The organism is Microbacterium sp. TPU 3598 (assembly GCF_002356155.1).
Classification (GTDB): domain Bacteria; phylum Actinomycetota; class Actinomycetes; order Actinomycetales; family Microbacteriaceae; genus Microbacterium; species Microbacterium maritypicum_A.
The window spans coordinates 2,074,918-2,087,417 of sequence record NZ_AP017975.1; the positions used below are offsets into that span (position 1 = coordinate 2,074,918).

Here is a 12,500-nt window from a genome sequence, read left to right on the forward strand (position 1 = left end):
GTGGAGGAACGTCAGCGACCACGGACCTCGGAGAGCGCCGCCAGGAACGACGACGACCACGCGTCGACGTCGTTGTCCAGCACCCGACGTCGAAGCGACCGCATACGCCGCCCCTGCTCCGCCGGAGGCATCTCCACGGCCGTCATGATCGCATCCTTGAGACCCTCGATGTCGTGCGGGTTCACCCGGACCGCCTGCCGCAGCTCATCCGCGGCGCCGGTGAACTCGCTGAGCACCAGCACTCCGCGGTCGTCGACGCGGGTCGCGACATACTCCTTGGCGACGAGGTTCATGCCGTCCCGCAGGGCCGTCACCAGCATCACATCTGCGGCGAGGTACAGCGCGACCATCTCTTCGCGCGGATAGCCCTGGTGAAGATATCGGATCGCGGAATGGCCCATCGTGTCGGTATCGCCGTTGATGCGGCTGACCGCGAGCTCGATCTCGTCGCGCAGGTGCACGTACGCATCCACACGCTCCCGGCTGGGACTGGCGACCTGCACGAGCGTCACGTCTTCGACTTTGAGGCGTCCCTCGGCCAGCAACTCGCCGTATGCCTTGATGCGGTGACGGATGCCCTTGGTGTAGTCGAGCCGGTCGACACCGAGCAGGATGCGCTTGGGGTTTCCGAGGCTCGCGCGGATCTCCGCCGCCCTCGCGCGCACATCCTCGCGGGCAGCGAGCTCGAGATACGGGGTGGTGTCGATCGAGATCGGGAATGCCCGCGCCATCGCCGTTCGGGTGCCGTCTCCCTCGGGGACGGAGACATGGGGGCCCTTGACCTCGTAGCGCAGCCGCCGGCGTACGGCGGTCAGGAAGTAGGTGGCGTCCTGCGCGCGCTGGAAACCGATGACGTCGGCGCCGAGCAGCCCGCGCAGCACCTGGTCACGCCAGGGCAGCTGCGCGTAGAGCCCGTGTGCGGGGAACGGGATGTGATGGAAATACCCGATCGTGACATCCGGGCGCAGTTCGCGCACCATCTGCGGCACGAGCTGCAGCTGGTAGTCGTGAACCCAGACCGTGCCCTCCGGCGCCGCGGCATCAGCGGCCGCCTCGGCGAACCGTCGATTCACGGTGACGTAGGCATCCCACCACTCGCGGTGGTACTGCGGAGGAGCGATCACGTCGTGATAGAGCGGCCAGATCGTGTCGTTCGCGAAGCCCTCGTAGTACTCCGCCACCTCCTGGGCACTCAGCGCGACCGGAATCAGATCGATGCCGTCGGCCTCGAAAGGCTCCAGCTCGACGTCGGCCTGACCGGGCCAGCCCACCCAGGCTCCGTGGACACTGCGCATCATGGGTTCGAGGGCGGCGACGAGTCCGCCCGGAGAGGTGCGCCAGGTCTCCTCACCATCAGGCCCCACCACGCGATCCACGGGCAGGCGGTTGGCGACGACGACGAAATCTGCTGCGGCCACGAGGGCTCCTCCCGGGGGTTTCCTCCAGGCTATCGAGGAACGCGGATTTCCGCGGATCGTCGCTCAGGCCTTGACGAGAGCCTCCCGGCGCCCAACACCAGTCAGGAACCAGTTGGCCAGGCCCGCCGCGAAGGCGATGAACGCCGCGATCATCGGCAAGAGAAGCGCCGCAGGAGTGCCGACGTTCTCTGCGATCTCACCGGCGAACGCGGCTCCGATCGACTGACCGACGACCACACCGGATCCCAACATGGTCATGACGGTGGCCGAGCGTCCGCGCGGACTGCGGGCGGCGCCGAAGCTGTACTGCGTGACGAGGGTGGGTCCGATGCCGATTCCCATGATCGCGAGCGCCAGCATCATCGTGCCCGGTGTGTCGACGAATCCGAGCAGAAGGGTGCCCGCCAGCAGGATGCCGGAGAAGACGAGCCATCGCGCCCGCATCGAGAAGGCGGCGGGAAGCCAGGCGACGCCGAGCGCGAGGATGGCGGAACCGACGCCCATGACCCCGTAGAGGAGCCCGGCCTGCTCCGGCGCGCCGCGATCGGCCATGAACGACGTCAGCGAGGTGAGCATCGTGCCGAAGAAGATCCCGACTCCGAGGATGCCGAGGACGACGATCAGCAATTGCGGGCGGAACAGCTCGGAGACGGCGGACGGCGCCCTGCCGTCGGCGTCGCGGTCCTGCGACACGTGTCGACCGCTGGGGTGCAAAGCGAAGGCACCGACGAAGACCACCGTGAGCACGGCCGCGCCGACCAGAGGCGCCCACGGCGCGATGGCCGACGCGAGGATACCGACCAGGAAGGGACCGAAGACGAACACGGTCTCGTCGGCCGCGGACTCGTAGGCCATCGTGCCCGACACCGTCTTGGCGCGGCGAGCCACGGCCATCCGTTCGTTGATGATCGTCACCAGCCGCGAGCGCGAGAGCGGTGCGACCTGCGGGGCGGTGGCTCCGATGCCCACTGCGGCCAGCAGCACGAAGCCGTCTGCCGCGGTGCCATAGACCACGAACGTGAAGAGCAGGAGCATGGCGCCGTTGGCGAGGGCGAGCACCATCAGGACGACGCGCTGACCGAAGCGGTCTGCGGCGGCGCCGAGAAGAGGCCCGAAGCAGGCCGTGCCGAGGCCGACGGCTGCGGAGGTGAGCCCGCCCAGGGACAGGGAACCGCGGGCGGACACGACCACGGTCAGGACGCCGACCACCATCATGGCGAACGGCAACCGCGCGATGAAGGCGATCAGGAAGTAGGGCAGACCGGCGAGACGCAGAAGGCTCGGCTCGGTGAGTGGTGGGATTGCTGTGGCGCGTGTCATGGCTCTCGCGCGTCGAGGACGCGATGTCGGGTGCCGCCGCTGTCCGTCGGAATGCCGACGGCCGGTAGATACACGGGGTGCGGCCGCGGGCGAGCCGCGACCAGGCCATGATAGCGGGTCGGCCCGGGGAACAGCAGGGAAGCCGGCGCCTCGGGACGGGTCTAGTCTGGGCGACACCCGCCGAACGACAAGCGCAAGAGGAGTCCCCGTTGCCCACTGCCCCGCAGCCCGCCGCGCCGATCCTCTCCCTCCCGTCGCGTTCACAGCGTGCCGGCAGTGCCAAGACCTCGCCGGTCCGCGACCTGCTGGCCCTCACCGCGCGCCCCGAGGTCATCTCGTTCGCCGGCGGGCTCCCCGCGCCCGAGCTCTTCGACGTCGAGGGCATCCGCGCCGCGTTCGATGCCGTGCTCGACTCCCCGGGGGTGCTCCAGTACTCCACGTCCGAGGGCGACCCGGGACTGCGGGACGCGGTCGCCAGACGCTATTCGTCCGACGGGCTGCCCACCGCGGCATCCGACCTCATCGTCACGACGGGGTCGCAGCAGGGGCTGGGGCTCATCTCGACGACGCTCGTCGATCCCGGCGACACGATCCTGGTTGAGGAGCCCTGCTACCTCGCAGCGCTCCAGACGTTCGCGCTGGCCGGTGCCCGCGTCGTCGGTGTCCCCTACGTCGGCGATGACCTCGACCTCGACGCACTGGACCGCCTCGCCGCGCACCATGGACCGAAGTTCTTCTACACCGTGCCCACGTTTCAGAATCCGACCGGACGCACGCACGATGTCGAAGCACGACGCACGATCGCCGCGATCGCGCAGCGCCGAGGCTTCCGGATCGTCGAGGACGAGCCGTACCGCCAGTTGCGGTACTCGGGGGATGCCCTCCCCTCGCTCGCCGCGTTCGCCCCCGAACATGTCATCAGCCTCGGCAGCTTCTCCAAGGTGATCGCACCCGGCCTGCGCATCGGCTGGATCCGCACCACGGCCGACATCCGCTCGTCGATCACGATCGCCAAACAGGCGGCCGACCTGCACACCTCCACGATCGACCAGGCAGCGGCCGCCCACTACCTCGCTTCGGGTCGCGGCGAGCTCGCGCTCTCACGCATCCGCGAAGCGTATGCCGCTCGTCGCGACGCGATGCTGGAGCTGCTTCCCTCCGCGCTCCCGGACGGAAGCAGCTGGAACCGACCCGACGGTGGCATGTTCGTCTGGGTTCGACTCCCCGAGGGACGGGACGCCGCATCGGCGCTTCCCGCAGCGCTCGCTCACGACGTCGCTTTCGTGCCGGGCACGTCGTTCTTCTCCGGTATCCCCGACGAACGCACCCTCCGCCTGTCCTTCACCACCTACTCCCCTGCCAGGATCAGGGAGGGCTTGTCAAGGCTCGGTGCGACCTGGGGTACGGGAAGGTAGCGTGGGGGCATGCGCTACCTCTTCAGCACTGGACTTGTCGCTGCGATCTCTGCCGGGGTCTCCCTGCTGCGCGGCACGCGCGAGCAGCCGATCACCTGGCGCGCCGTCCTGTCGTGGGTGAGCTGGGGAATCACGATGGCACTCGCGGTCGGCGCCGTCGTCGACATGAACCGTGAACGCCGCGGCGTCCTGGTCGACGCCGACTCGCCCCAGTCGGTCAAGAAGGCGAAGAAGGCCCAGCGACTGCAGTTCCGGTCGCAGAAGGCTCTCGCCGACACGCAGGACCACGCGAAGGACGCTCGCCCCTGACGTCCTCCCCGCCCGAGACTCTTGTCACCGGGTGAGGATGAGGGCTTCTCCCTGACCGCCACCGCCACAGAGGCCGACGGCGGCCGTACCGCCACCTCGACGAGCGAGCTCATGTGCGACATGCACCACGAGCCGGTTCCCCGATGCGCCGATCGGGTGGCCGATGGCGATGCCGCCGCCATGGATGTTCACGATGCCCTCGTCCAGGCCGAGCTCCTCCTGCGAACGGGAGACGACAGCGCCGAAGGCCTCGTTGATCTCCACCAGGTCGAGATCGGCGGGCGCGATGCCCTGCTTCTCGCACGCACGTTCGATGGCACGCGCCGGCTGCGCCTGCAGCGAGTTGTCGGGACCGGCGGTCTGCCCGCTCGCTCCGACGGTCACGAGCACGGGCCATCCCTTGGCGTCCGCGGTCCGTCGTGTCGTCACCACCACAGCCGAGGCACCGTCGGAGATCGGTGACGAGTTCCCCGCCGTGATCGAACCTCCCTCTGCGAACGCGGCACGCAGTCCCGCGAGGGTCTCGACGGTGGTGTCCGGACGCACGCCCTCGTCCCTCGTCACGCGCACGGGCTCTCCCCGACGCTGCGGCACGTCGACGGCGACGATCTCCTCGTCGAAGAGACCTGCCTCCTGCGCTGCCGTCGCCCGCTGATGCGACAGCGCGGCCACCCGGTCCTGCGCTTCACGGGTCAGCCCGAAGCGCGCGTTGTGCCGCTCGGTGGACGCGCCCATGCTCTCCCGGTCATACGCATCCGTGAGGCCGTCGTATGCCATGTGGTCGAGAACCTCGACGCTGCCGTACGCCCAGCCGTCGCGCGATCCCATGAGCAGATGGGGCGCGCGCGTCATCGATTCCATCCCGGCGGCGACGACCACATCGGCGTCGCCGGTGCGGATCATCCGCGCCGCGTCGATGATGGCGGTCAAACCGGACAGGCACACCTTGTTCACGGAGTGCGCGGGAACGTCCCACCCGATCCCTGCGCCGATGGCCGCCTGACGCGCCGCGTTCTGCCCCGACCCGGCGGCGAGCACCTGGCCGACGATCACCGCGTCGACGTCGGCCGGATCGATCGAGCTCTGCTCCAGCGCACCTCGGATGGCGAAAGAGCCGAGCTGAGGTGCGGTGAACGCGGCGAGCTGCCCCTTGAGGCGACCCTGAGGCGTGCGGGCGGCGGCGACGATGACGACATCGTTCTCAGTCATGGTCTGTGGTCCTTCCGGTGAGCAGAGTGCGGGAGATGGTGAGCGGTGGTTCCGTGGCGGCGATGACCTCGTCGACCGTGACGCCCGGCGCCGTCTCGACGAGCACCAGGCCTTCGGCCGTCACATCGACCACGGCGAGGTCGGTGATGATCCGATCGACGACACCGCGACCGGTCAACGGCAGCGAGCACTCGTCGACGATCTTCGCGGAGCCGTCCTTGGCCACGTGCTCCATGAGCACGATGACGCGGCCGGCTCCGTGAACCAGATCCATGGCGCCGCCGGGACCCTTGACCATCTTGCCCGGGATCATCCAGTTCGCGAGGTCGCCTCTCACGGAGACCTGCATCGCTCCCAGGATGGCCGCGTCGATCTTGCCGCCGCGGATCATGCCGAAGCTGGTCGCGGAGTCGAAGAACGCCGCTCCGGGGAGGGTGGTGACCGTCTCCTTGCCGGCGTTGATGAGGTCTGGGTCGACAGCGTCCTCCCGCGGATAGGGACCGACGCCCAGGATGCCGTTCTCCGACTGCAGGACGACCGTGACCCCGGGCGGGACATGGTTGGGTACGAGGGTGGGCAGGCCGATGCCGAGGTTGACGTAGGCGCCGTCCTCCAGCTCGATCGCCGCGCGGGCCGCCATCTGCTCACGGGTGAGTGCCATCTCAGGCTCCTTCCACGGCGACGGTCCGCCGCTCGATGCGCTTGGGGATGTCGATGCCCACCTCGACGATCCGGTGCACGAACACGCCGGGGAGGTGGATGTCGTCGGGGTCGAGCTCGCCCGGCTCCACCAGCTGCTCGACCTGCGCGATGCAGATGCGACCGGCCATCGCGGCGAGCGGATTGAAGTTGCGCGCGGCCTTGTTGAACACGAGGTTGCCGTGTCGGTCGCCGCGTGCCGCGTGCACGAGCGAGAAGTCGGTGGTGATCGCCTCTTCCAGGACGAACTCCTTCGGCTGCCCGTTCACCGCGAAGACGCGCACGTCCTTCACCGACGAGGCGGTGGCGATGGTTCCGTCGGGGTTGTACCGACGCGGCAGCCCGCCCTCGGCGACCTGCGTGCCGACGCCCGTCTGGGTGTAGAACGCGGCGATCCCCGAGCCGCCGGCCCTGAGCTTCTCTGCCAGGGTGCCCTGCGGGGTGAGTTCGAGTTCGAGTTCGCCACTCAGGAACTGACGCTCGAACTCCTTGTTCTCCCCCACGTACGACGAGGTCATCTTGCGGATGCGTTGGGCGGCGAGCAGCACGCCGAGTCCCCAGTCATCCACTCCGCAGTTGTTGCTCACCACGCTGAGGCCCTTGGTGCCCTGCGCGAGGAGAGCCTCGATCAGGGCGATCGGGTTCCCGGACAGGCCGAAACCGCCGACGGCCAGCGACGCTCCGTCCTCGATGTCGGAGACGGCAGCCTCCGCAGACTCCCATTGCTTGTCGATCACGTCGGCTCCTTCGATTCCGTGCTCACCCCAGCATCCGCCGACGAGCCGTCTGCGGGGAAGCCGGATCTTGCGATGTGGCCGAACACCGAGGTAGCGTCCACATTATGGAACCCGCCTCTTCAGTTCCCGGCACGCAGGCGATCGCGAGGGCCGCGCGCCTGCTCCGTCTGGTGACCGCCGCGGGCTCCGACGGAGCCTCTTTGCAGGAGCTCGCCGTCGCCGCTGAGCTCTCGCGCTCCACTGCCCACCGTCTTCTGAGCGCCCTCAAGTCGGAAGGTCTCGTCGATCGCGACGGCGCGAGCACGCGATGGATGCCCGGGCCGGAGCTGTTCCTCATGGGGTCCGTGGCGGCGGCGCGCTACGACGTGACCACGCTCGCCCGCGACATCGTCCGCTCCCTCGCGGTCAAGACCGAGGAGAGCGCGTTCCTCTCCGTGCGACGGGCGGACGAGACGGTGTGCCTGCTCCGCGAGGAAGGGTCGTTCCCGATCCGCTCCTTCGTGCTCAGCGAAGGGGTCCGCTTCCCTCTCGGCGTCGCCAGCGCCGGACTCGCCATCCTGGCGTTCCTCCCCGACCACGATGTGGATGCCTATCTCGACCGCCACCCCGAGCTGGAGGGAGCGTGGGGGCGCGCGCACGGTCAGCTCCCCCTCCGAGCACGCCTCGCCGAGACCAAGGAACGCGGCTATGCCGTCAACCCCGGACTCATCGTCGAGGGCAGCTGGGGGCTGGGCGCTGCGGTCTTCGATCGTGCAGGGCGCCCGGAATGGGCGCTGAGTCTGACCGGCGTCGAGTTCCGCTTCGGCCCGGACCGGATGGCCGAACTCGGTCGCACGCTCCTCGCGCACGCGCACCAACTCTCCGCGAGGATCGCCAGCACCAGGCGGTGACGACCATTCATACCAACCGGTATATACTCGTTGGTATGAATCGCGTCGATGTCATCCCCTCTCTGGTGCTGTCGGGGTACGCGCTCGGCCGCATCGCCGCTCAGGACGCCGGGAACGACGCACCTGCGGCGCAGTGGCGAGTGTTGAGCCTCCTCGAACAGGCAGGCGCGAGAAGGGTGGGTGAACTCGCCGCGGCCGCCCGCACCACCCAACCCGGCATGACCCGCCTCCTCGGCGGCTTGGAACGGGAAGGACTCGTGCTCCGCTCCCCCGATCCCGACGATTCTCGAGCGACGGTGGTCGACATCACATCACGGGGAACCGCCGCCCTCGCCGCCTGGCGCGCCGAGTTCCGTGACACGCTCGCCCCGCGCTTCGCCGCGCTGAGCGACGAGGAATGGGCTGCCCTCACCCGTGCGGCGGAGATCCTCGCCGCGCACACCGCCACTGATCGAACAGGAGAATCTCGGTGAACACCCCCGCCACCCCCTCGGTGTGGAAGCAACCGGCCCAGGTGTGGGCCGTCGCATTCGCGTGCGTCGTCGCCTTCATGGGCATCGGCCTCGTGGACCCGATCCTGCCCGCGATCGCGGAATCGCTCCAGGCCTCGCCGGTCGAGACCGAGTTGCTGTTCACCAGCTACCTCCTCGTGACCGGGCTCGCGATGCTCGTGACCAGCTGGATCTCGAGCCGCATCGGCGCGAAGGCCACCCTGCTCATCGGATTGGCGCTGATCGTCGTCTTCGCCCTGCTGTGCGCCCTGAGCGGCAGTGTCGATGCCGTCATCGGTTTCCGGGCAGGCTGGGGCCTCGGCAACGCCCTGTTCATCTCGACCGCGCTCGCTACGATCGTCGGCGCCGCGTCAGGTGGCAGCAGCGCCGCCATCGTGCTCTACGAAGCGGCGCTCGGCCTCGGGATCGCCGTGGGCCCTCTCCTCGGCGGACTCCTCGGGGAGCAGAGCTGGCGCGGCCCGTTCTTCGGCGTCGTCGTGCTGATGGCCGTCGCATTCGTCGCCGTGCTCGTGCTGCTGCGAGGGCCCGGGGAGAAGCGGGTTCCCGTGAAGTTCTCCGCGCCGTTCGCCGCGCTGCGGCGTCCCGCACTGGCGGTCCTCGCGATCACAGCGCTGTTCTACAACATCGGCTTCTTCGTGCTGCTGGCGTTCTCGCCGTTCCCCCTCGGCTTCGGCGCGATGGGAATCGGCTTCACGTTCTTCGGATGGGGCGTCGCACTCGCCGTCACCAGCGTGTGGGTCGCGCCGATCCTGATGCGCCGGATGCCCCGCACGCGCATCATCCTCGTCGTGCTCCCCCTCCTGGCGATCGACCTCGTCGCCGCCGGCCTCCTGGTCGCGAACGCCGCTGCTCTCGTCGCCTGCATCGTCATCGGCGGGCTCCTGCTCGGCGTCATGAACACCGTGCTCACGGAGGCCGTGATGGAGGCCACGGATCTTCCGCGCTCCGTCGCCTCCTCGGCGTACTCCGCCGTGCGCTTCCTCGGCGGTGCGATGGCTCCTCCGATCGCGGCGCTGCTGTGGCACGCGTTCAACGCGACGGTTCCCTACCTGTTCGCCGCTGCCTCGGTGCTGCTGGCCGCACTCACGGTGTTCCTGGGACGCCGAGTGCTCGCGCACATCGACGACGAGCCTGCGGACGCGACGACGGAGGACGCCGCGGCCATCCTCGTGGGCGACGCCGCCTGAACCGGACCTGCGACGTCGGAACGGCCAGCGGAGCCCGCTCCGGCGTCGCAGCCTGCACCCTCTGGATCCGGCAGCCTGCGCCTTGGATATCGTGGGGCGATGAGCGAAACGCCTTCCCTCCCCGAACGCAGCCGTCTCGTGCATGAGCATCTCGTGGACGCCGGCGTCGAGACAGCGATCCGTGTGCTTCCGGACTCCGCACGCACAGCCGTGGAGGCCGCGGCGGCGATCGGGTGCGACGTCGCGGCGATCGCCAACAGTCTGGTGTTCCTCGCCGATGGCGTCCCCGTCCTGGTTCTGACCAGCGGCGGTCACCGCGTGGAGCTCTCCACCCTGCGGGCGAGCATCGGCGCGGACGACGTGTCCATGGCGCCCGCATCCGTGGTCCGCTCGGCGACCGGCCAGGCGATCGGCGGCGTCGCGCCTGTCGGGCACCCCGCGCCGCTCCGCACGTTCATCGACGAAGCACTGCGGGACCATCGAGAGCTGTGGGCGGCCGCGGGCCATCCACACACCGTCATGCCACTGACGTTCGACGAACTCCGCCGTATCACGGACGCGACGGTGATCGCCGTCGCCTGACCCCCGGGAAACGACCTCACGGAGAAGGATCTCGCGGAAGACCGGAGAGCGTCTGCTCTCCCGCGCGCGACGAAGCCGGTACGACGAAACCGGTACCGGGGAGCAGGCGACTCCTCGGCACCGGCCTCGTCCGGTGGATCAGTCGTCCGACGGACCAGTCGTCCGATGGATCAGTCCTGGGCCACGCGCGAGCGCGCCCGGACCGCTCCGAGAACGGTCAGAGCGATGCCGAGCAGCAGAGCCGCGCCGCCGCCCCAGAGCATCGCAGCGGGGACATCGCCACCGGTGGTGGCCAGCGACGACCCACCCGTGAGTGGCAGCTCGGTGGGCGGAGTGACCGCGGTGGGCGGTGTCGGCGGTGTCGTCGGCGGAATCACGGGCGGCGTCGTCGTCGCGGTGTTGGTGAGCGTGACCGCGAGTGTCGTACCGGAGCCGACGGTGAACTGCGCTCCGCCGTCGGCCACGGAGTGCACATCGGGTCCCGAGAACACGGGAACACCCCAGTCGACCCCCTCGACCGCCGGTGGCGTGAGTTCCACGAGTGTGACGACGGTCCCCGTGGGCAGCTGGATGAGCGGTGCGGTCGCCCCCGCCGTGACCGTGACGGTGCGCTCGACGACCGGGTCGCCATAGCTGTAGCGCACGGTGTAGACGGCATCGGCCGGTACCTCAGACGAACCGGAGCCGCCGACGACCTTAGTGAGGGTGAATGCGCCGGTGGCGTCGCCGTCTCCGCTTCCCCCACCGGTGACAGACCACACCTCCCTGTCCTGGAGCTTGATCCCGTTGACGTCGGCGGTGTTGGCGTAGGTGGCACCGTCGACCTGCGAGCTCGGCACCGTGAAGTACTTGACGAAGTACATCCGCGTCGGGTCGATCGGGCCGGGGATCACGAGGTGGAAGGCCGTGCCGCCGTCGTTCCATGATCCGGTCCAGTTCGTGATCGACTGCGGATCCCGATCCTGCATTGTCGTGCTCCATACCTCGAGCTGCTCATCCTCGTTGTGATGTTCGGCGAATCCGTCGCCCGCCCCGGTCAGGGTGTCGTCGACGACGATCGACTCCGCGCCCGCGAAGCTCGCACCCGGCAGCGCCAGCTGCCACGCGATCCTGCCGTCATCCGTCTGCCACGACCACTTCTGCGGTTCTGTGGGCAGCGGCGACGACGGTCCGATGCCGCCGCCGGGAATCTCGACGGGCGTGATGGTGCCATCGACGGTGAACTCCACCGTGCTCTCGGTCGTCTGCTCATCGGCGGAGGCGACGAACCACAGGGAGCCGCTGACCCCGGTGCGCCCGTTCACGTAGTCGGTGAGCGTGCAGGTGACGACCGGTGCGGCGTCGGTGCTCACGGTGCACTCGGCGATCGTCTTGCTCGGATCCTCCGCAGAGGGTACCGAGAAGGATGTCCCCGCCCGGGCGAACTCCTTCGGCAGGGTGAACCCGAAGGTCTGTCCACCGACCGCGCCGTCCGGCACCGACCACTCGGCGTCGACCCGCACCTGGTCCCACTGCGAGACCGCTCCGCCGCCCCCGACCGTGGTCACGGTGATCGACGAAGGATCGATGGCCGCGGGATAGTCGTACTCCGCAGCTGAGGCGGCTCCCGCACCGGCCAGTGTGATCACGGCGCCCAGCGCTGCGGCCGCAGCGGCGATGATCGCGGTTGTCTTCCGGCGCACGACGGCGCCACCGTTTCTCTCGTACAAGATCTTCCCCAGTTCTTGATGTAGCCCATCCCGTCGGCGCTGCTGCGAAGCAGTGAGGCGTCCGAGGGCGCGAGGCATGTGTCCCCATATGAGAGACGGCGGCGGGCTCGATCCATTACGCGATACCGCAGAATCCGTCGCGCTCGTCGCTCGGACACACGATGACATCGCCGTCGTCACGCGGGGCGAGCACGGCCGACACGTCGAGGAGAAGCGGGCGGAAAGGTTCGCCCCATCGGGGAGCAACCGGGAAAACAGAAAAGCCTCGGTAGATGGCGAGATCTACTGAGGCTGTTCCGTGCACCCCCTGGGACTTGAACCCAGAACCCACTGATTAAGAGTCAGTTGCTCTGCCGATTGAGCTAGAGGTGCGTGGCCCGGGATAACCCCGACCGAGGAATTACATTACCAGCCGACCGGTCCCATGTGAAATCGAGACCGGCACCCGGGCGCGCCGCCGCCGGGCGGGCAGCGAAACATGGTCTTTCGGCCCTCCGGCCCCGCCGATCCGGC

The 12,500-nt window shown here is 68.9% G+C and carries 12 protein-coding genes and 1 tRNA gene; 6 read left to right on the forward strand and 7 right to left on the reverse strand.

Annotated elements, in window-relative coordinates; genetic code table 11:
- Positions 1–11: 11 nt before the first annotated feature.
- Positions 12–1,418: an alpha,alpha-trehalose-phosphate synthase (UDP-forming) gene (locus MST3598_RS09870; protein WP_029259040.1), complete on the reverse strand. Its 1,407-nt coding sequence runs from the start codon at positions 1,416–1,418 to the stop codon at positions 12–14.
- A gap of 63 nt (positions 1,419–1,481) precedes the next feature.
- Positions 1,482–2,738: an MFS transporter gene (locus MST3598_RS09875; RefSeq protein ID WP_021200373.1), complete on the reverse strand. Its 1,257-nt coding sequence runs from the start codon at positions 2,736–2,738 to the stop codon at positions 1,482–1,484.
- A gap of 209 nt (positions 2,739–2,947) precedes the next feature.
- Between MST3598_RS09875 and MST3598_RS09880 the strand changes: the two genes are divergently transcribed.
- Positions 2,948–4,153, forward strand: a complete 1,206-nt coding sequence (locus MST3598_RS09880; RefSeq protein ID WP_021200372.1) for an aminotransferase-like domain-containing protein — start codon at positions 2,948–2,950, stop codon at positions 4,151–4,153.
- A 9-nt stretch (positions 4,154–4,162) separates the two neighbouring features.
- Positions 4,163–4,462 (forward strand): hypothetical protein, encoded by a 300-nt coding sequence (locus MST3598_RS09885; protein WP_021200371.1) that lies wholly within the window; start codon positions 4,163–4,165, stop codon positions 4,460–4,462.
- A 24-nt stretch (positions 4,463–4,486) separates the two neighbouring features.
- Here MST3598_RS09885 and MST3598_RS09890 read toward each other — a convergent pair whose 3' ends face one another.
- The 3 genes from MST3598_RS09890 to MST3598_RS09900 are packed head-to-tail and all read right to left on the reverse strand — an operon-like array spanning position 4,487 to position 7,107.
- Positions 4,487–5,671, reverse strand: coding sequence for an acetyl-CoA C-acetyltransferase (locus tag MST3598_RS09890; RefSeq protein ID WP_029259038.1), 1,185 nt, complete (start codon positions 5,669–5,671; stop codon positions 4,487–4,489).
- Positions 5,664–6,332, reverse strand: coding sequence for a CoA transferase subunit B (locus MST3598_RS09895; RefSeq protein ID WP_029259037.1), 669 nt, complete (start codon positions 6,330–6,332; stop codon positions 5,664–5,666). The genes MST3598_RS09890 and MST3598_RS09895 overlap by 8 nt, the downstream gene beginning before the upstream one ends.
- A 1-nt stretch (position 6,333) precedes the next feature.
- Positions 6,334–7,107, reverse strand: coding sequence for a CoA transferase subunit A (locus MST3598_RS09900; protein WP_029259036.1), 774 nt, complete (start codon positions 7,105–7,107; stop codon positions 6,334–6,336).
- A gap of 104 nt (positions 7,108–7,211) precedes the next feature.
- Here MST3598_RS09900 and MST3598_RS09905 point away from each other — a divergent pair, with 104 nt between their 5' ends.
- From MST3598_RS09905 to MST3598_RS09920, 4 genes are all read left to right on the forward strand, one after another.
- Entirely contained in the window at positions 7,212–7,997 is a 786-nt protein-coding gene (locus tag MST3598_RS09905; RefSeq protein ID WP_021200367.1) for an IclR family transcriptional regulator, read from the forward strand.
- Between the two features lie 35 nt (positions 7,998–8,032).
- Positions 8,033–8,470: a MarR family winged helix-turn-helix transcriptional regulator gene (locus MST3598_RS09910; protein ID WP_036271559.1), complete on the forward strand. Its 438-nt coding sequence runs from the start codon at positions 8,033–8,035 to the stop codon at positions 8,468–8,470.
- Positions 8,467–9,696 (forward strand): MFS transporter, encoded by a 1,230-nt coding sequence (locus tag MST3598_RS09915; protein WP_036271558.1) that lies wholly within the window; start codon positions 8,467–8,469, stop codon positions 9,694–9,696. The genes MST3598_RS09910 and MST3598_RS09915 overlap by 4 nt, the downstream gene beginning before the upstream one ends.
- A 99-nt stretch (positions 9,697–9,795) precedes the next feature.
- Positions 9,796–10,278, forward strand: a complete 483-nt coding sequence (locus MST3598_RS09920) for a YbaK/EbsC family protein (RefSeq protein ID WP_029259033.1) — start codon at positions 9,796–9,798, stop codon at positions 10,276–10,278.
- Between the two features lie 170 nt (positions 10,279–10,448).
- Here MST3598_RS09920 and MST3598_RS09925 read toward each other — a convergent pair whose 3' ends face one another.
- Positions 10,449–11,960: an Ig-like domain-containing protein gene (locus MST3598_RS09925; protein ID WP_036271557.1), complete on the reverse strand. Its 1,512-nt coding sequence runs from the start codon at positions 11,958–11,960 to the stop codon at positions 10,449–10,451.
- A 326-nt stretch (positions 11,961–12,286) separates the two neighbouring features.
- Positions 12,287–12,359: transfer RNA gene (locus MST3598_RS09930), tRNA-Lys, on the reverse strand.
- Positions 12,360–12,500 lie beyond the last annotated feature (141 nt).